Below are 20,150 nucleotides of genomic sequence, written 5' to 3'. Positions count from 1 at the left end.
GCATCTATGAAATATGTAATTGGCGGAAATGTTATGCTGGATGCGGTTTGTTTTGCTGATGGCATAAAACATCGACGTGAAAGTATTGGTGGCCCTGCTACATTTGCGTATAGCGGAGTTAAACTGTTTACGGACGATGTCATACAGTGCAGCCGGTTGGGGGAAGACTATCATACGCTGTTTGATCCGTGGGTAGCAAAAAATAAAATTGAAACGCGAGGGCTAAAAGTTGTCAGCGATCATTGTAATCATACCAGTTTGACTTATTTCCCGGACGGTACCTATGGATCGGCTCAATTTAGTGATGTGGGGTTTGTCAGTGAATGGATGCAGAATTTAGGCTATATGAAAACTTCGCCCGCGGATTTTGCGGCTTTTACCGGCGAAGGAGATACGAAAGGAATTTATCTGGCTCACAATTGTGATCGGGTGTTTTGGGAGCAGCTGGGTCAAGTGAAAGCTCGGGATGGTTTTAAAATTATGTGGGAAATTGAGGGACCGAGCGCTCAATTAAAATTTATAGATAAGGTTAGATATGCTTGTCAGTATGTAGATATTTTTTCGATTAATTTGCAGGAAGCCCAAAATCTTTTTAACGTAGAGGGTGATGAGGCTTGTATAAAAAACTTGCAAAAATTGCCGGTGGAGTTTACGCTTTTCCGCGTTGGAGAACGAGGACTGTATGCGGTAACACCGAAAGAGGCTTATCTTCTGGCTCCGGCTCCCGGCCCGGTAGTGGATCCGACAGGCTGCGGAAATACTTCTACAGGAGCGGCTTTATATGCTTTTGTGGAAGGATATGATCCCCTCATGATTGGTGTTATGGCCAATGTAGCGGCTGGGCAAAATATTAGGCAATTCGGGGTGATTCCAGATTTTGAAGCTGTCCGAGAGGAGGCCAAGGCACAGGTAAAGGAGCTTTATGCTTTCTATAAAGCAAAATATGGTCTGTAGTTTGCCGGAAACTAGGAGGGAAATATGGATAAGAAGCAGTATTTCAATTCAATTACTGAGCAGGTATTTGCTTTGAAGGATCTTGCTAAGATTCAGGCGGATAAGTGTTTTGATATAAAAAAATGGAAGCAATGTTGGATTCGGGAACGGCCGCTGGAATTAAACGAATCATCGTTACTGGCTGCGGAGATTCTTATTCTGCGGCTGGCGCTATGCGGCCCGCGCTGATGCAGCTTAGTGGAATTCGTGCCTGCAATACGCCGGACGCTATTGATTTTTGCCGCTTTTATTCGGATAAAAAAATTTGTAAGAATTATCAGCCCCAAGAGGTTTTGATTATAGCGGTTAGTTTTAGTGGCAATTCGGTTCAGGCAGCCGAAGCGCTGGAGCGAGCTAATGAAATGGGGGCACATTCTTTGCTGATTACCCGATCCAGTGATTCCAAAGCCGGAGCAGTAGCCGTTCATGTATTCAATGTAGAAACTCCGGAGGGATGTAACACTCCGGGCCTTCGCTCTTATTATGCCAGTTTAGTGGCTCTTTCTGCTGTAGGGGCATATCTTGGATTATGTAAAGGAAGTTTGACGGAGAGCAGATTTACCGAAATTAAGGATCAAATTAGCGATTATGTGATTTCTTTCATGGCAAAAATTAATGCAATTGATGATCAAATGTTTGATTTGGCGGTAAAAATGAAGGACTTGCAAAAATTTGAGGTGATTGCGGATTGGAACGAAGGTTTTTCCGCTCAATTTGTTGAACAGAAATTTATTGAATGCGGTGGTGTGTTTTGTGATCATACGACATCTGAGGAATTTGCCCATATCAGTTTTTTCCAGCGTGAGCCCAGTACCTATGGCATGGTAGTTATGATTAACGCGGCAGATCCCAGTTTCAGCCGGATGCGGGATACGATAGGCGGTTGTTTGAAACAGCATCGTCCGACTCTGGTGGTAACAGATGCAGCACCGCAGGAATTTGAGGTCTCTCCGAAGAAGCTGGATATACCGGCAAGCTTTTTCGAGTATTTTACAAGTGAGAAAAGAGACGCAGAAAGTACAGAAAAACCTGTTTTCTGTCAGCTTCCTGTGGCACCGGAACCTTGGATGTCTCCGTTGATTGATTTTATTCCCGGGGCACTTTTAGCTGGATATCAGGCAGCCGTAAACGAACGGTTTTTCTTCAATGGGCGTTATGATTTTCGTAATCAAATTTGGAGCAAAGACGTATAGGAGGGTAATATGTACAAACGATTAAACGATGAAAACTATTACCGAAAATTTTATTTTCAAGACAGCTTTTATGCCCAGTGTATGGACGTGGATCCATTAACAATGGTTCAATTTGACCGAGCCGCAGCTCAGGTTCAGGCAGTAATAAAAAATCCAGCGGTACGTCAGGCGAAACGGATATGGGCGACAGGTTGTGGCGATTCTAATTTAGCAGCCTTTGCCGTAAAAGAAGCATTTGCTTATTATCTGCCAGAGGTAGAGTTTGAGGCGGTAGAAGCGATTGAACTTAGTCGCCACTATCCGTTCCGGCCAGATGAAAAAGATACAGTTGCAATCTTTATTAGTGTTTCTGGAGAGATTTTTCGAACCATTGAAGCCTTGAGGCAGTGTCGTCGCCATGGCATTACCACTATTGCCATGACCGGCAGTGTCAAGTCGTTAACGGCTAGGGAAGCTGATATTTTATATTATTTGAACTGTCCGCCCGGAGACAATAACGCCGGTTTGCGCACTTATTATATGAACGTGGTTAGTTTAATTGTTTTGGCTGCGGCTATGGCGGAAGACCGAAGCACAGAATCCATGCTGGTGCCGTTGCGGGAACAGGTTCAAATTTATCATGATCGGTTTTTTTCAGAATTACAGACGATTGATCAGGCTTGTTTCGCCGCGGCTATTCATTGGCTGGACAAGAAATATATTGAAATTCTTGGAAATGGTCCGATGTTCTGGGTAGCTAAATTCATTCAGGCCAAAATAGTAGAGCTTTCGGGTGATCCTTGCTCAGTGGTAGACAGTGAGAATTATATGCATGTCAACTGTTTTATGAGTTTCGGGTCTGAAATTGCCAGTATAGCGCTGGTCAACAGCCGGGATAAAAGTGTGTCTAATATGGCTGCAGCAATTAATACAATGATGAAGCGGGACGATAGAGAAGTTCTGGTTTGTTGTGATAAAAAACCGGAAGAAATTGGTATTACTGTGCCTGTACGTTATTGTCCGCTGCCGTTGCCAACAGAAGGATGGGAATTTTTAAATCAGTTGTATGCTTACTTACCGGGAGCCATTTTTGGCGGTTTTCGGCATACAACACTGGGAGAACCAATGTTTCGGGGTGGCATGGATCCTACCATTTTCATTCCTACGTATTTTTCACCAATTGATGTAATTGAGCGTTAATGAGGAGGACATTCCATGGCGGTTGAGTATCTTGCTTGCGGCAATATTATGTCTGATCGAATTGAAGATGAGAGTGGGAATCTATCTGAGTGGAGCATGGGCGGTCCTGCTTTTTATGCGCTGTCTGGGATGCGGATTTGGACACCGAATTGTAAACTGGTTTGTAAAACGGGTGCAGATTACAAAGATACCTATGGAAAATGGATGGTGTCTAACGGCGTGACTCAGGAATCCGTTCGGGTGGAGATGGAGCAGCATACTCGTTTTACATTGAAATATAATAAGGATGGTTCCTTTAAACCCACCCCCAGCTTTTCGCTGGAACATTTAGGTTTTTTAAAGACGCATGCAGATGATATTGATGAAGCTGCTCGGGGTTACCATATCCGCGGTATCTATATGGCACATAATTTAGATGCGGTGGTCTGGGAAAATCTCCGAAAAGTCAAGGAAAAGAACGGATTAAAGATTATGTGGGAAATAGAGTATGCGGGAGTTTATCGAAAAAATTGGGGGATGAGCCGGAAAGAAGTCCAAAACCGAGTTCGGCGAGTGCTGGAGATAGCGGATGCTTGGTCTATCAACAATAACGAAGCGGCCGACATGTTTGATTTGCCTAAAGAAGATGATGCCGCTATTATCAACGAACTTCAGAAATTGCCAGTTCCTTTTACATTTTACCGGGTAGGTGAAAGGGGTTCTTATGCCGTAACTCCGGCTAATGCTTATTTTTGTCCGGTGATTAAACCTTTTGGAGAATCAGCAGATCCAACTGGCTGTGGAAATTGTTCGACTGGGGCGGCGGCTTATGCGCTTTTTTCCGGAGAGTCTCCAGACATGGCAGCGGTTATGGCGAATGTGGCCAGTGGCTATAATGCTGCCCAATGGGGGCCATATCCTCTTTATACCAAAGAAGTTATGGCCAATGCTCGAAAGTTAGCGGAGGAAACTTTAAAAAAACTGAAAGCGGAACGAAAGCTTTAAACATATGCGAGGAACGAGAACATGAAACAAACTTGGAAAAAAGTATTGGGATTTCGCTCGGGCAGACCGTGGAAAATGCTTGTAGCGTCGACATGGTATATATTAAACTTGATTATCTTATTTTTCGGTTTGACAACTCCGACCCCGATTCCGGCATCTGCATATGATCAGATAATTTATCGGTTCAGTGCAGTAATATTGGTTCTTTGGTTGTTAAGTCCGGCTTTCTTTTTATCGGATACAACAGTTCGCCGTTATCTTCCGCTGTTTTGCAAACGACGAGCGGGTTTTACTTTACTGGGAATGATGATTGTCTTTATTTTTTTTACTTATTTATTTGCCAGTATTGAAAACTTACACAGCGTTGCTTATCAGAATGATTTTAATAGCTATATCCAGGCTGTCTATCAGAACTTTATAGACGCCGGCAGCAAGTCTGATTATTCGTTTAAGTAAAGATTTTGGTGTGTTTTTGATAAGTAGGAAAGTTGAGTGATAAAGTAAGGGGGAAATTGAGGTGACGCATTATTTTTCAACACCGATAGCGATTTTTTTGACCTTGCTGGCTGCCAGTATGTGGGGAAGCTGGATGCAGGTCATTAAACTAAAAAAGGATTATCCAATTATTGGAATTGCATTTATGCTATATATGTTTTCCTTTGTCTTGGTTTGGGGCGTTACTTTGCTTTTAGCACCTGTGCTTCTGCCGGAAGGCCTTTTTACAGCCATAGGGCAGCAAACTGATGTGATGTGGGAGATTATGTTAGGCGGCGGCATGATGTCGATCGGAATGGTAATCAGTTTAACTATTATGAATAATTTGGGACTGATGTTGACGACAACTCTTTCCGGTACGGTTACCAGCATTATGGGGCTTATGACATCTATTTCCAAAGAAGGATTGCCAGATACTCCTCAAGCACTTCCTTTAATTGTGACTACTACGATTATTTTTATTGTGGCCAGCTATGTTTGTTCCAAAGCCTCCCAAATGTGCGCACTTGATCAAGCGGCGATAACCGGTCAGAGGAAAGAAAATTCTAAGAATAAAGTGGGTTGGAAAGTTATATTTTGGCTCTTGATAGATTGTTTGCTGATGAATGGATGGGTTAGCGGGACAGCTACAGGTACGGCAGCAAATTTGCCTCCGATTCTAACGTGTGCCTTTATGGCTACCGGCTCGGCACTATCTGTGTTGGTATTAGGTATTATTTTTTTCACTTGGAAAAAACAATGGAAAACGGTGTTATGTATTGGAAGCAGCAAGCGACCTCTTTTTATGAGTGCTGTTTCTGCTCTATGCCATTACGGTGGAAATATTTTGTCTATTTATTCTATGCCGGCTATTAGTGCAACACTTTCTTTTCTTTTTGGCAAAACATCTACGATTTGGACATATTTTTGGGGATTTTATTACCGAGAGTTTAAAAATGCACAAAAACGAACGATGATTACACTGATTATGGGTTTGGGGCTGTATTTTATTGGTCTGATTCTGTTGTTCTTTTATAATTACGGTTGATTTTTTGCGCAAGGGAGGGAAAAAAGTGAAAAACATTCAATGTGACAATCCGATTCGGCGGCAAGTCTTTAATCTTCCAAACATAGTTGAAGCTCAACTCGAAGCCTGCTTCGGTTCGGGCTTGCGGGAATTGATGACTATGGCGGAAATTTTTGATGTCAGGAAAATTATTTTAACTGGCTGCGGTGATTCTTATGCAGCTGCCATTGCTATGGCTCCTGTTGTAGAAAAATATTGTGATTGCTTTGGCGTTCAGGTTATGCGCGCTATAGACTTTACTCGATTTTTGAGCAAGAATGAAATAGGGATTGGTGAACCTAACAGTCCTTTGGTTATTGCCATTAGCGCCGGAGGCAGTACGGCGCGGATTTGCGAAGCATTGAAAAAGGCTAATGAGGTCGGGGCTTTTTCTATTCTGATGACAAACAATTCTGAGTCTCGGGCAGCTATGCTGGCTAAGCGGGTGTATTGCCTGAATATTTTGGGGATTTCGGATAAAGGATCGGATGTGCAGTCTTATTTTGCATCTCTAATAGGCTTACTTTCTTTTGCTAATCGTTTTGGCCATGTAAGAGGGACTTTACCGCCTATGGCATCAAGTGCTTTTCAAGCGGCAGTTCGAGACTATGTGATGTCTTTTGCTAAATCATTGGATACGATTGATGCCCAGATGTATGAATTAGCACAAAGATGGAAAGACTTTGAACGCTTTGATTTTATCGGTGACGATGCAGAACTTAGCTCCGCACTTTTTGGTGCGGCTAAATTTTTAGAAGCGAATGGCTGCTGTGTATCGGTAGATGACAGTGAGGATTGGTGCCATATCAACTACTTTTTAAAAGAGCCGGATACGGTTGGGACGATAGTTATAGCTGATCGAAATTCTCCGGCCTATGATCGGGAACGGGAGACGATAAGATCGGCAGTAGCGATTGGGCGGCCGGTCTTGGTTGTGACGAATGGAGATCCAGAAGACTTTGTCTCTAAGGCCATAGTTTGCCAAATTCCGGAAACTCCGGACGGATATGAATGGCTGCTTCCGCTGATGGATTATATACCGCTATCTTTGCTGGCCGGCTATGTGGCAGAACTTCAAACAGAAACTTCTTCTCGTTTCCAGAAAACGCCGGACTTAAATGGCAATTTTTGTGAGCAATCCTTGATGACGATCGATAGCAGCAAAATTGAAATTTTTGATTAAGGAAGGGGATAACCATGTTGTATGAAAAAAAGATCAATACAGAATTTCGCGCATGTATGTCCATTACGGCAGACGTTAATGATATTTTAGAAGAAAGCGGAGTACAAGAGGGCTTTTGTGTTATTTCTGTTCCCCATACGACTGCAGGCTTAGCAATCACTTCTTTCTGGGATCCGAGAGGTTTAGCCGATCTGATGGATGAGATCGACCGAAATATTCCTACCCGAGTAAGCTACAAACATCAGGATTCGCCGTATGATGCTTCTGGTCATGTAAAATCGGCTTTAATGGGTAGTTCTGCTACTCTAATCATTCATGGTGGCAAGTTGGTGTTGGGATCTTCCCAAGGGCTGGTATTTGTGGAGTTTGATGGCCCTCGGCCTCGAAAATTTTTGGTAGAAATCATTGAAAAACCCATGTGCATTGAAAAAGAAAATATTCAAACAGTTTATATGGGAATGCATGATATAACCAAAGGTGTTTGCGACGTTATTGCGCGTAGCGGTGTGAAAGATGGGATTTGTCATATTTCCATGCTGCATTCCACAGCCGGTTTACTTTTGGCACCCCGAAATCCACAGGCGGCGAAGGACATAATGACGGATATTGAACGAATGGTACCTACCCGAGTAGATTTCAAGCATCGAGAAACCGCATCTGATGCCGGCGGCCATGTGAAAACTGCTTTGACTGATTCCCAGCTTACATTGACCATACAGGATGGCCAATTAATGTTAGGAGAGGAGCAGGCCGTGGTATTTGCTGAATATGATGGGCCTCGGCCGCGGAATTATTTTGTGGCAGTTTATACGGATTGAATAGAACGGAGGTAAGATAGATGGAAAAGATTGCATTTGATAACCCCCTACGCCAGCAGTGCCTTAGTTTACCGGCTTTGGCAAGACCACAAGTAGAAGGTGCTCGTTTGGGATTGGCTCAAGCCATACCAGATAAGGTTATGAAGAAAATTCGCCGTGTAATTATCACGGGCTGCGGAGATTCTTATGTGGCAGCATTGGCTTCTATTCCTGCATTTCGAAAGTTTGCAGGCCGATTTGGAAGTGACTTTTCCTATGCTCGGGCGATTGATGTAACTCGTTTTATGGATTTTTCGAAGTTTAGTGGTGAGAATACATTGGTTATTGGTGTAAGCTGTTCCGGTGGTCCGGCCCGAGTTCAAGAGGCTTTGCGTCGGGCTAATCACTATGGCTGTGTATCTTTAGCTTTGACGAATAATCCGGATTCGCCGGCAGCTCAGGAAGCGGCATATACCTTTTGCGTTCATACTCCAGATTTTCCTAATGCGAATCCCGGTTTACGGAATTATTTCGGTTCACTGACGGGCTTATATTTATTGGCAGCTCGGCTGGGTGAGCTTGCCGGATGCAGCGTTCAGGATGCAGACTCAAATATGGGGAAGGCTATTGTGGACAACGCCATGTCTTGGGGTGATGAGATGGAACGAATTGACCAGCAGATGTTTTCTCTGGCTCAGACTTGGAAGGATTTTCGGAGATTTGACTATATTGGTGATGATATTCAGTTTGCCTCTGCCTTTTTTATGGCGGCGAAAGTTGTGGAAACAGCAGGCTATATGGCGGCTGCAGACGATAGCGAAAACTGGTGTCATGCGGGATTTTTTCAAAAAAATCCCGGTAGTATTGGTACAGTGGTAGTAGCTGACAAGAAAGCCAATGATCGGAGCCGAATTGGAGAGACCTTATTGCAAGCAGCCGGGATTAAGAGACCGCTGCTGTTGATTTCGGATGGAAATCTCAGTGATTTCGGTAACGCACAGGGTGTGACTCTTTGCCAAGTTCCTCAGGCACCGGAGGAATATAACTTTTTGCTTGCGATGATGAATTATGTTCCGGGTGCTATTTTGGCGGGCTATCTTTCCACGCTGAATGGTGAGTCTTTCTTCCGAGGCGGTGGAATTTGGTCAGAGCCGGGAAACAATACCATTCGTTCCAGCAAAATTAAGGTTGTTTAAAGGAGAGATGGGTATGTATACAGAAAAAATGATTCAAACGCAAAAAGGGTCTTTGCTGGAAATTACGGAAAGCGTTAAGCAGATTGTGGCAGAGAGCGGAGTGAAGCATGGCGTTGCCGTAGTATCTGCGCCGACGGTAGATGCAGGGATTTTGTGCACGTCCTTTTATGACAAGAAGGGACATGAGGATATTATGGATGATTTTAATCGGATTTGGCCGGCCCGTCTGGATTATGCTGGAACCGATGACCCGTGGCAGGCGGCGGCTCAAAGTAAAGCTGCGGTGGCAGGACAAACTATGGACTTTATTGTAGCGGATGGTGAATTAAAACTGGGGGATTCCCAGGGGATTTTTTTTGCGGAGTATTGCGGAGGGCAGCAGCGCAGATATACGGTAATGGTATTTGGTGTTTAAAAGATGCTGAAGTGGAGGGAAGCAGTATGAGTACTTGTTTTGATAATTTGAACGGGAAGAAACTGGTTATTGGATTGGTTCACCTTTTACCTATGGTTTCTACTCCTCTTTACCAAGAGGGATTTTTGGATAAGATGACTAAAAAAGCTATTTCGGACTGCCTAGCGCTGAAAGAGAATGGAGCCGACGGCGGATTGATCCAGACGGTAGATGTATTTTATCCCAGCGGAGATGATACGGACTATGCGAGAGTAGCGGGACTGGCCGCAGTGACGGCTCGAGTTCGGGATGCTGTCGGTCCCAATTTTATTATTGGCGCACAAATTATGATGAACTGTATTACGCCATCCTTGGCAGTTTGTAAGGCGGCAGGAGCAGATTTTACTCGTTGTTCTGCGCTGGTAGGAAGAGTGGAGACATTGTATGGTATTATGGAGGGACAGCCTCTAAAGGTGGCGGAGTATCGCAAGAAAATTGATGCTATGAACATCGGGATGCTTTCAGAGATATCTGGTTATCACCATGTGGGTGAGTATAGTTCGACGGAGATCCAAAATTTGGCTCAGACTTCTATGCGTATGGGAGCCGATGCAATTGAGGTTTGTGATCGAGATTTTGCGCGAAATGAACGTTTAGTTCAAGATGTGAAAGCAGCTGGTAATTTCCCCGTGATTTTAGGTGGCGCTACTTCTGCAGACAATTGTAAAGAACGCTTGTGCTATGCCGACGGCGCATTGGTGGGAACTGCTTTTGAAGGCGGCAAATGGGGAGGACCCATTATTGGCTCTATTGTTGCAGAATATGTCCGCAATGTCAGAGAATTGGAAGAGGAACTGAATAAAGCCTGAACTTAAAAAAGAGTGAAGTGAGAAATATATGAAAAATGAAAAAACAAAAATGCATTATGCATGGAAAATTGTAATTGCCTGTATTTTAATGAAACTAGGAACCGGTGGAGCCTGTGCGGCGGCGGTAGGCAACTTTATTACGCCAATTGTTCAGGACTTGGGTTGTAAGGTCAGTCAACTTACCATGTTTACCAGTATTCAGGCTATCTCTATGGCATTACTGTATACTACTGCAGCACGTATGATTACAACTAAAAAGGTTGGCTTAGTTATCGGAATTTCTTCTGTCTTGGAGGTCATCGGTCTGGCGTTAATGGGAACTTATCAAACGGTTCAGATGTTTTATTTTTCCGGGGCTATGATTGGTATTGCTCAGGCATTTACCGGTTTTGTTTCCATCCCTATTTTGTTGAATATGTGGTTTCGTAAAAAAAATGGGACAGTATTGGGTGTTGTTACTGCAGTTGGAACAGCAGCAACGATTTTGTATACGCTGTTATCTGCTAAGTTAATTACAGACTTGGGGTGGCGGAATGCGTACTTTATTATGGCAGCCATGTCAGCAGTTATTACTATCCCGGCTGTATTTGCGTTGATTCGCAGTCCTAAGGAAATGGGATGTGAACCTTATGGTGCCAGTGAAAAAGAAGACACTCAAGAAGAGGTTTCGGCGGCAGCGTCTACTCATAGTTTAACTAAAAAGCAGGCTTTTCAGCTGCCGTTGCTGTATATTGCCTGGACAGCCTGTGTACTGTATAGTTATGCCTGCGGTGTTTCGGGCTATGCTACTAATTTTGCAACGATTGAACTGAAGCAAAGCATTAACTTTGGGGCGGCGGTTGGCGTGTTTTCGAATCTGGGAGGGACGCTAAGCAGTGTCATTGTGGGAAAAATTAATGATCGACGAGGTGTGAAAGCTGGTCTGCTTTGGGGCGGCATTACCACGGCTCTAGGATATCTTACAATGTTTTTGAGCTTTCAAAATCCGATTTTTGTATATCCGGCAATGTTTATTGTTGGTTTGGGCAACAGTATGTATATGGTGCAATGTCCGCTTCTGGCCAGAAATATCGTGGGCAGCGGCCATTATTCTGAAATTTGGTCTTTGATGATGATGGTTAATAGTTTGATCGGCGGTGGTTTATATGCCAGTATCGGCCTGTTTTATGATAAGTTTGGTTCTTATCGGGGCGCCTTTATTATGGGGATAGTGCTTTATGCAGTAGCCGGTGTACTGGGAGCTATTTCTATTAATCAGAACCGAAAACTTCAGGCACGGTTCCAGAATGCAGATATATGAGGAGGTTTTACAGTGAAAGGAATGGAAAGAGATAATAATGTAAAGACAGGGCTTAAGGATTATCCCGAGTTCGTACAGGGGCTTATGGATAAACTTACAGATGATGTTATGTCCCGAATAATTCCCGATGAGATTTTAAAAAATATTCGCCATGTAGTAGTGACTGGCAATGGTGATTCTTACGCTGCCAGTCTGGCAACCAAGGAAATCGGCAGCCGAATGTTTCTGGAAGCGGATTATCAAGTTCTCCGCTGTATTGATGTGAGTCGTCATCATGTGTTTTCACCGGAACATCCGGAACAAACTTTGGTTGTGGTCATTAGTGTTTCGGGCGGCGGCTCCCGGGTTATTGAGGCGATGAAGCGAGCAGCTGCCAAAGGTTGTATAACGTTAGCTATTACCGGAAATCCGAAATCCGGGTTAGCGCAAGAAGCAGGCCATGTTCTTCAGATTGAGATTCCCAAGGGTACAGGCTTTTCACCGGTATTTCAAACCAGAACATATGTGGCAGCCGTTTGTACCACATTACTTATGGCTCTTCATGCTGGTCAAATTCGAGGAACTATTACGGCGGAGAGAGCGGATGAAATCCGCAAAGAAGCCGTAGGCTATGTGTCTGCCGTGTGCAATGATAATATCTTAACTCAGGTGGACTGCCAAATGTTTGAATTAGCCCAGACTTGGAGAAATTACCTTGGCTTTGGCTTTGTAGGTGGAGGAAGTGATTTTGCGACCGCTTATTTTGCGACGGCTAAGTTTTTTGAACTGTGCGGCAGCCTGAATTGCTTAAATGACAGTGAAGACTGGTGTCATATTGATTATTTTCAGACTAAAAGAGACCAGTTGGGCACCATAGCTGTTGCTTTCAGGGAATGCGCTTCCTTTAGCCGAACGGTGGAAACAATAGCCTCTATGCAGAAATCTAATCGGAATGTGCTGGTGGTAACAGATGCAGAGCCGGAAACTTTTTATCCCGGGGTAACGGTATGCCGGATTCCCGGTGCAAAGGATGATTTTGTGAATCCCCTGGCGAATTTTATTCCTTTATTTATGCTGGGCAATTACATCGCCATTGGCCGGAATTATGAATATTTTGGCGGAATGGACGCCAGTAATCCTTTGTTTAGTCAGGAAGGCGGAATTAATACGATTAAAACCAGCAAAATTGAATATGTAGATTGAATTTTTATTGGCCGAATATTTTGTGATAAAAATACCGCTAACGAATTAAGTTGATAGCGGTATTTTTTTGTTTTTCTGGTCAAAAAAAGTTTTTTTCAACCATTTCGACCAGATTATGTGGTATAATGTTGCGCAGTGAAGGCGTGAGTGCAAGGTGTAGGAAAATGAGCGGGACATGCTTGCATGTCCAAGCGCATTTTCCGAGCAGCTTATAAGAGCGGCGATGCGGAGAGAAAATCCGAAAGGATTTTCTCGTGCACTCACGCCGAAACCAAAGAGTGCAGGCTGGAGCAAAGATTTATTAAAGGAGAAACTATGACCTATCGTATAGAAAAGGATTCCATCGGTGAGATTGCCGTACCGGCCGAACATTACTGGGGGGCGCAGACGGAGAGAAGCCGGCAGTTTTTTGCCATTGGCCGGGAGAAAATGCCGGACGAAGTGATTCGGGCGCTGGCCTCCATCAAAGCGGCGGCGGCTGAAGTGAACTGCGAGCTGGGGCGTTTATCGGCGGAGCGGGCGCAGAAGATTACGCAGGTTTGTGCCGAGATTCTGGCTGGGCAATGGCCGGAAGAGTTTCCGCTGTCGGTCTGGCAGACGGGGAGCGGGACGCAGACCAATATGAATGTCAATGAGGTGATTGCTGGCCGCGGCAATGAATTAGCCGGCGAGAGGCTCCTGCACCCCAATGACCATGTTAATATGGCGCAAAGCTCCAATGATGTTTTTCCCAGCGCCATGCATATTGCTGCGGCGACCAGCGTGCAAACAGAGCTGCTGCCGGCGCTGGAGGAATTAGTGGCTACTTTTTCCCGATTGGAGGCGGAAAATGCCGGTATTGTCAAGTCCGGCCGGACCCATTTGCAGGATGCAACGCCTATTGCTTTTGCCCAAGAGATTTCGGCTTGGCGGGTGATGTTGGAGAGAAGCCGGGACATGATTTTGGCGGCGCAGGATGGACTGCTGGAGCTGGCGCTGGGCGGGACAGCGGTTGGCACAGGCCTGAATGCACCGGCGGGCTTTGCCGCCGCGGCGATCGGAAAAATAGCTCAGAAAACAGGGCTGCCCTTTCGGGAAGCGGGAAACAAGTTTCATGCCCTGACCAGTAAGGATGCCCTTGTTTTTAGTCATGGTGCGCTGAAAGCTTTGGCGGCCGATCTGATGAAAATTGCCAATGATATCCGCTGGCTGGCCAGCGGCCCCCGCTGCGGGCTGGGCGAAATTCAGATTCCGGAAAACGAGCCGGGCAGTTCGATTATGCCGGGGAAGGTCAATCCGACTCAAGCCGAAGCATTGACGATGATTGCGGTACAGGTGCTGGCCAATGATACAGCCATTGGTTTAGCGGCGGCGCAGGGAAATTTTCAGCTGAATGTTTTTATGCCGGTTTGTATTTATAATTATTTGCAGTCCGTGCGGCTGCTCGGCGACGGCATCCGCTCCTTTGACCGGAACTGTGCGGCCGGAATCAAGGCTAATCGCCGGAAAATGGAGGATAATCTGAACCGTTCGCTGATGACGGCGGCGGCGCTTAATCCTTATATCGGCTATGATAAAGCCGCTCAGGCGGTTAAAAAGGCGTATCGGGAAAATCTGTCCTTAAAGCAGGCCTGTGCCGAGTTGGGCTTTTTGACGGCAGAAGAGTTTGACCGGATTTACCGGCCGCAAGATATGGTGTAAATAGTGATTGAGTATGGGTGTAACTAAAATAACGGAGGATGAAAATGGATTTTAAAGCGGAAAGTTTGAAACTGCATGAACAGCATAGGGGCAAGGTTGCGATTCAGCCCAAGGTCAAAGTAAAGACCAGAGAAGATTTAAGCGCGGCTTATACGCCCGGTGTGGCGGAGCCTTGTCTGCGGATTGCCGAAAACCGGGCGGATGCTTATAAATATACAGCCAAAGGAAACTTGGTGGCGGTCGTTACGGACGGTACGGCGGTTTTGGGCTTGGGGGATATTGGACCGGAAGCGGCTATGCCGGTGATGGAGGGCAAGGCGATTTTATTTAAGGAGTTCGGCAATGTCGATGCGTTTCCGATTTGTTTAGCGACCAAAGATACCGAGGAAATCATTCAAACCGTGAAAAATATTGCGCCGGGTTTTGGCGGCATTAACTTAGAGGATATTTCGGCACCACGCTGTTTTGAAATTGAAAGCCGCTTAAAAAAAGAGCTGGATATTCCGGTTTTCCATGATGATCAGCATGGCACGGCTATTGCGCTGTGTGCGGCTTTGCTGAATGCATCGCGCTTTACCGGCCGGCCGCTGGCGACGATGAAAATGGTAATCAGCGGAGCAGGAGCGGCCGGAATTGCGATTGCCAAACTTTTGCTCCGCTTTGGGGTAGAAGATATTATTTTGCTTGATAGAAAGGGGGCATTAGTCCGAAGCGATAACAGTTTGACGGCCGCTAAAAAAGAGATTGCGGGGCTGACCAATCCCCGTTTGGAAACAGGCAGTTTAGCCGATGTGATTCAGGGTAAGGATGTGTTTATCGGCGTATCGGCGCCGAATATCCTGACAGCAGAGATGGTGCGGTCAATGGCTCCGGCACCGATGATTTTTGCCATGTCCAATCCCGTGCCGGAGATTATGCCGGAAGAAGCGCGCCGGGGCGGAGCGGCGATTATTGCTACCGGTCGAAGCGATTATCCGAACCAAATCAACAATGTGTTGGTTTTTCCCGGAATTTTTCGGGGAGCGTTGGACGCCGGGGCGAAAGAAATTACCGAAGAAATGAAAATGGCGGCAGCCGAGGCGCTGGCCGGATTGATTCAGTCACAGGAATTAACCGCCGAATATTTGATTCCCGATCCTTTTGACGGCCGGGTAGCGCCGGCGGTGGCGGCGGCAGTTAAGCAAGCAGTCAAATAATGGCTTCAACTGTATTTGTTCTACAAAAATAGAGCAGTCTTTTTGCTAGGCGGCTTGCAATAACGCAGGTAGCCGGCCGGACAGACTGCGCCCCGCGCAGAAAGAAAAACACTCGGCCGGGCGAACGGTAAGCCAAGAAAAAAAGGCAGGCCACTACCCGGCGGAGGCCCGCAGCACCTTGATTCAGTCAGGCTGCACCCCGCGCAGAAAGAAAAGCTTTCGACCGGGCAGAGGTGAACCAAGCAGGAAAAAGGCAGACCACTAACCGGCCGAGGCCCGCAGCACCTTGATTCAGTCAGGCTGCGCCCCGCGCAGAAAGAAAAACTTTCGACCGGGAACAGTAAACCGGCAGAAAACAATAAAACAAAAAGGGGCTGTTGCCCTCAGGTCCATGATACAAGATGTTGAAAAGATTTATCGGTATCAACATAATATCTTGTGATCAGACCTTGAGGCAACAGTCCCTTTTTCCGGATAAAGGGGGGATTTATCCGCTGACTAAAAGGAGCTATTTATCTTGATCAGTGTTTTGGTTTTCACTGCGGTTTTCCTGCGATTTGTTTCCTAATTCGCCGTTATTTTTAGCATTGACTTCACCGAAGGAAGTGATGACCGCCTCGACTTCAAAGATTTCCTCGCCGCGCACTAAGCCCAGTTTAACTTCTTGTCCCAGTTCCAGCTTGCCGATATTGTCAAACAGCATATTGGCGTCTTTAATCCGCACGCCGTTGAGCGAGAACAGGATATCGCCGGCCTTTACCCCGGCGGCATGAGCGGCGCTGCCTTCATAAACTTTGGTTACATAAACGCCGAACGGTACGCCGGTCTTGGCGTAAATATCGCTGTTGATGGGCGAATAGCCGATGCCCAAAAACGGCCGCTCATCGCTCATTGCATAGGCTGCATCACCGCTGCCGTTTTTCAGGATTTTTTCTACGACCGACATAGCGATATTACTGGGGATGGCAAAGCCCATGCCTTCGACTTTGACATCGGAGTATTTGGCGGTATTGATGCCGATGACCTCGGCGCGCTCATTCACCAAAGCTCCGCCGCTGTTGCCGGGATTGATGGCAGCATCGGTTTGGATTACTTCCAGATTTTTAATATTTTCGATATCCAGAGTCCGGTTGACCGAGCTGATGACACCGGCGGTAATGGTGTGGTCATGTCCTTCGCCCAAGGGATTGCCGATTGCGACGGCCAGCTGGCCGACCTTTAGGGCGGAGGAATCGCCGAAAACAGCCATGGTTAAGTTTTTATCGTTTAAGTCAGACAGATTGACTTTTAAAACCGCTAAATCATTGCGGGAATCATAACCGACGACTTCCGCATCGGCGCTTTCGCCGTTGGAAAAAGTAACCCGAATCAGACTGGCATTTTCAATGACATGATGATTGGTAATCAAATACAGATTATCACCCTCTGTCTTATATAAAATACCGCTGCCGGAGGCCTGACCGCCGGAAAAAAGGCCGGAACTGCGGGACGGGGCAAGTGTGCTGGTAATTGTTACCACCGACGGCACCACCCGTTCGGCGATGGCGACTACCGGTGATACGCTGGTGGCAGGTGCCGGACTGACCGCTGCTTCTTTGGTTGTTCCTTCCGCTATGGTTGTTTCCGCCGGCTGCGAAGAGGGCAGCGGCTGATAAACAGCGGTAGTTTGAGTGGTTTGTATATTTTTCAGTTCCTGTTGAAATTCCGTCAGTTTGGCATCAATCCGCTGTTCGGCTTGATAGGAGCCAAAGGAGTAGCTGCCGTACAAAGCCAGCGCCAGGGCCAGACAAGCGGCAATAAAACGCATCCCTTTGCCGCGCTTACGCCGTTTTTCCTTCACTTCCTGATAGCTGGGGTTAGAGCCGGCCGGAGCCGGAGCCGGCTGCGCTGAAAAATAGGGGCTGCCGCTTGGCTTCTCTTGATAATTCGCCTGATACTGTCCATAGCCCATAGCTGAGCCGCTTTGCGGAGTTTGTGCCGGCTGCGTTGGCTGTGGGTTGACTGTGTATTCCTGATCGGACTGAGAATAAGAGCCAGCCGAAACATCCTGATAAATCGGGTCAATTTCCGGCGCGGCTGCTGCCGAGGAATGGTCGTGAAAAACAGGTGTACTTGGCGTAACGGCGGCTTCGGCTATTTCCGGTTGGGCGTTGTCTGTCATAATTTGTCCGGCACCGGCGCCTGTCGCGGCACTTGCCTCTGACATGTTTTGGCTGCTGCCGGTAAAGTGGGTTTCCGGGGTAGCTATCGGTTCCGGCGTGGCCGGAAGATTTTCATTATTAAGATTTTGATTTCTATTATCCATAGTGTCCTCCTTATTTATGGTCAAAGGTTTTAACCTTAATTGTCAGTTGATTTTTCAAAGAAAGTCCGGATGCAAGTGCGCAGCCTGGCGTTTTTTCCGGAGAGGCTTCATAAAAGCCGGTTCGTGTCTTTTCAAGCCGGAATCATGGGACATCTCTCAGGAGAATGATTGTATTATAAAAAAGCAATGTGTCATTTTTATGTGAAAATTGTGAAAAAACTGTGAAAATGATAGCTGATTATTTAATGTTCCCCTGATCGAGGTGCTCCGTACTTCTACCCGGGCGGGCAACCTGCTTGAAAAAGACTATTCCAGTTTTGAGAACATGGGAAAGTTGAGTTAATTAAAAAACATTTCTTTTGACGTACCGAGGAAACGTTTTTTTAGCGGCTGAATTAAGGGTTTTCTAATGTGTTTTTCACCGACTTTTTTTTGACAGAACGGCAAAAGAATGATATGATAGATAAAATTGGGTGCATTTTATCTTTTTTTATTTTGTTGGAAGAGTTTCTCTGCGGAGCGACTGCGGCGGAAATGGTGAAGCCGCTTTCCAAGTCTATCGCGGGCGGAAGATAAGGACAGCACCGGAAAGGAGCAGAAAATGATTCGTTTTGAAGAAGAAATTAAAAAGTTTAAACCCTGCGCTGATTTATCGGAAGTAGAAGATGTGATTCATAAATATGAAACCAAGGACGTGATTGACGTTTTAAATGAAATGATTCAGGAACTGAAGGAGGAGAAGCCGACGCATGAATAGAAGATGTTTTCGCTGCGGGAATGTTTTGACCGAAGATCTGGAATGTAGGGTCTGTCACCAAAAATATCCCTCCTATCGAAAAGCCGAAGAGTTGTCAAAGCTATACTATAACTTGGGCTTGGAGCGAGCGAAAACTAGGGATTTAAGCGGGGCAGCCGACACCTTAAAGCAAAGCGTTCGTCTGAATAAATACAATAAAGATGCCAGAAATCTGCTGGGTTTGGTTTATTTTGAACAGGGCGAAACGGTACTGGCTTTAAGTGAATGGGTTTTAAGCCAAAACTTTTTTCCGGAGGACAATATTGCCGGGAAGTATTTGGAAGTTATTAAGCAAAATAAAAGCACTCTGGAAACTGTGGACAATACTATAAAAAAGTATAATCAGTCCTTAGAGCATATTCGGAGCGGGTCGTATGACTTGGCGATCATTAATTTGAAAAAAGCGGTGTCGTTAAATCCGAATTTTATTAAAGCGTATCTGCTGCTGGCACTTTTGTTCGTTAAAACCGGTGATACGCTGGAGGCTAAGCGTGAACTGCAAAAGGTGCTGCAGATTGACGCCAGTCATTGCTTGGCTAGAAAATACTATACCGATTTGGTGCAAAAAGACGGCGAGGAGAAGATTCTGATGCCGGAGGAGGAAACTCAAAAACTTAAGCAGCAAAATCAAAGACAGATTGTGCTCAACCAAAGCATTCAGCAGATTGCGACTTTAGGTCTGGGAATTCTGTTGGGAGCAGGGCTGCTTTATTTCCTGGTTTGGCCCTATCAAAAAAGCCTGCTGACAGATAAATCCGAGGATTTAAAGAAAGAGATCGTGATTTTGCAAGAAGAAAATAACGCTCTGCGTCAGGAAAAGGAAACGGCCGATAAGGAAGCCCTGCAAAAGGAACAGCAGGTGAAAGCGATGGTTAAGGAAGTGCAGCTGGCGGCGCAGAAAACGGCGGCGGCCGACGGTTATATTACGGCGGCCGGAGCTTATCTGGCGGGCGATTTCAATGCGGCAGCCGAAGCACTGGCAGCGATTGTGCCGTCTGAAAACGCATTGGTGGATACGGCGGTTGCTCAGCTCAAACAATTAGTTTTTCCCAAAGTCAGTCAGGCCCTTTATATCAGCGGTTATGCGGCTTACAGCCGGAATCAGCTGGAAAAGGCAATCGAAGATTTGACCCTGGCGATGAAGTATGATGCCGGCGTTGATTTCAGCGATGACGTGATTTATTTTTTGGGCAGAACCTATGAAAAAGCCGGAGATAAGGCCAAAGCCCTTGAAATGTTTAAACTTTTGCTGGAAAAATATCCGAATACCGATAAGAAGGGCTATGCCGAATCCAGAATAGCCGCTCTCAGTCAATGACCGGGTTTTCTCATCATTTGCCGGCTGGCCGTTCGCTTCGGCCGG

The 20,150-nt window shown here is 45.9% G+C and carries 17 protein-coding genes; 16 read left to right on the top strand and 1 reads right to left on the bottom strand.

The genetic code is table 11. The annotated features are described in order from the left end of the window. Nucleotides 1–6 precede the first annotated feature (6 nt). The 15 genes from C3V36_04385 to C3V36_04315 all read left to right on the top strand — a co-directional run bounded on the left by C3V36_04385 (nucleotide 7) and on the right by C3V36_04315 (nucleotide 15,686). Nucleotides 7–954, top strand: coding sequence for a carbohydrate kinase family protein (locus C3V36_04385; protein AVM68550.1), 948 nt, complete (start codon nucleotides 7–9; stop codon nucleotides 952–954). A 122-nt stretch (nucleotides 955–1,076) separates the two neighbouring features. Further along, nucleotides 1,077–2,186 carry a hypothetical protein gene (locus C3V36_04380; protein ID AVM68549.1) on the top strand — a complete coding sequence of 370 codons (1,110 nt, stop codon included), beginning with the start codon at nucleotides 1,077–1,079 and terminating at the stop codon, nucleotides 2,184–2,186. 9 nt (nucleotides 2,187–2,195) lie between these two features. Then, nucleotides 2,196–3,365 carry a hypothetical protein gene (locus C3V36_04375; protein AVM68548.1) on the top strand — a complete coding sequence of 390 codons (1,170 nt, stop codon included), beginning with the start codon at nucleotides 2,196–2,198 and terminating at the stop codon, nucleotides 3,363–3,365. A 15-nt stretch (nucleotides 3,366–3,380) separates the two neighbouring features. Further along, complete coding sequence (locus tag C3V36_04370) at nucleotides 3,381–4,349, top strand: hypothetical protein (protein ID AVM68547.1); 969 nt, start codon at nucleotides 3,381–3,383, stop codon at nucleotides 4,347–4,349. 21 nt (nucleotides 4,350–4,370) lie between these two features. Further along, nucleotides 4,371–4,805: a hypothetical protein gene (locus C3V36_04365; GenBank protein AVM68546.1), complete on the top strand. Its 435-nt coding sequence runs from the start codon at nucleotides 4,371–4,373 to the stop codon at nucleotides 4,803–4,805. A 61-nt stretch (nucleotides 4,806–4,866) separates the two neighbouring features. Further along, nucleotides 4,867–5,871: a hypothetical protein gene (locus C3V36_04360; GenBank protein ID AVM68545.1), complete on the top strand. Its 1,005-nt coding sequence runs from the start codon at nucleotides 4,867–4,869 to the stop codon at nucleotides 5,869–5,871. Nucleotides 5,872–5,896: 25 nt separating this feature from the next. After that, nucleotides 5,897–7,072: a hypothetical protein gene (locus C3V36_04355; GenBank protein AVM68544.1), complete on the top strand. Its 1,176-nt coding sequence runs from the start codon at nucleotides 5,897–5,899 to the stop codon at nucleotides 7,070–7,072. 14 nt (nucleotides 7,073–7,086) lie between these two features. After that, nucleotides 7,087–7,890 carry a secondary thiamine-phosphate synthase gene (locus C3V36_04350; protein ID AVM68543.1) on the top strand — a complete coding sequence of 268 codons (804 nt, stop codon included), beginning with the start codon at nucleotides 7,087–7,089 and terminating at the stop codon, nucleotides 7,888–7,890. A 20-nt stretch (nucleotides 7,891–7,910) separates the two neighbouring features. After that, nucleotides 7,911–9,065, top strand: coding sequence for an SIS domain-containing protein (locus C3V36_04345; protein AVM68542.1), 1,155 nt, complete (start codon nucleotides 7,911–7,913; stop codon nucleotides 9,063–9,065). After that, nucleotides 8,980–9,480, top strand: coding sequence for a secondary thiamine-phosphate synthase enzyme (locus C3V36_04340; protein ID AVM68541.1), 501 nt, complete (start codon nucleotides 8,980–8,982; stop codon nucleotides 9,478–9,480). The genes C3V36_04345 and C3V36_04340 overlap by 86 nt, the downstream gene beginning before the upstream one ends. A 26-nt stretch (nucleotides 9,481–9,506) precedes the next feature. After that, complete coding sequence (locus tag C3V36_04335; protein ID AVM68540.1) at nucleotides 9,507–10,328, top strand: BtpA family membrane complex biogenesis protein; 822 nt, start codon at nucleotides 9,507–9,509, stop codon at nucleotides 10,326–10,328. Between the two features lie 28 nt (nucleotides 10,329–10,356). Beyond that, nucleotides 10,357–11,628, top strand: a complete 1,272-nt coding sequence (locus C3V36_04330; protein AVM68539.1) for a hypothetical protein — start codon at nucleotides 10,357–10,359, stop codon at nucleotides 11,626–11,628. 12 nt (nucleotides 11,629–11,640) lie between these two features. Further along, on the top strand, nucleotides 11,641–12,810 hold the full coding sequence (locus C3V36_04325; protein ID AVM68538.1) for a hypothetical protein: 1,170 nt from the start codon (nucleotides 11,641–11,643) through the stop codon (nucleotides 12,808–12,810). Between the two features lie 315 nt (nucleotides 12,811–13,125). Continuing rightward, nucleotides 13,126–14,490 (top strand): class II fumarate hydratase, encoded by a 1,365-nt coding sequence (gene fumC, locus C3V36_04320; protein AVM70435.1) that lies wholly within the window; start codon nucleotides 13,126–13,128, stop codon nucleotides 14,488–14,490. Nucleotides 14,491–14,534: 44 nt separating this feature from the next. Then, the gene (locus C3V36_04315; GenBank protein AVM68537.1) at nucleotides 14,535–15,686 is read left to right on the top strand and encodes an NAD-dependent malic enzyme; all 1,152 of its coding nucleotides are present in this window, start codon (nucleotides 14,535–14,537) and stop codon (nucleotides 15,684–15,686) included. 508 nt (nucleotides 15,687–16,194) lie between these two features. Here the strand turns inward: C3V36_04315 and C3V36_04310 are convergent. Further along, nucleotides 16,195–17,991: a hypothetical protein gene (locus C3V36_04310; GenBank protein ID AVM68536.1), complete on the bottom strand. Its 1,797-nt coding sequence runs from the start codon at nucleotides 17,989–17,991 to the stop codon at nucleotides 16,195–16,197. A gap of 749 nt (nucleotides 17,992–18,740) precedes the next feature. On the opposite strand from C3V36_04310, the gene C3V36_04305 reads away from it, so the two are divergent. Next, nucleotides 18,741–20,105 (top strand): hypothetical protein, encoded by a 1,365-nt coding sequence (locus C3V36_04305; GenBank protein ID AVM68535.1) that lies wholly within the window; start codon nucleotides 18,741–18,743, stop codon nucleotides 20,103–20,105. Nucleotides 20,106–20,150: the final 45 nt, after the last annotated feature.

Source organism: Lachnospiraceae bacterium oral taxon 500 (genome assembly GCA_002999035.1).
GTDB lineage: Bacteria > Bacillota > Clostridia > Lachnospirales > Vallitaleaceae > W11650.
The sequence above is the reverse complement of the archived record's forward strand: the minus strand, read 5'-3'. Positions and strand labels throughout refer to the sequence as shown.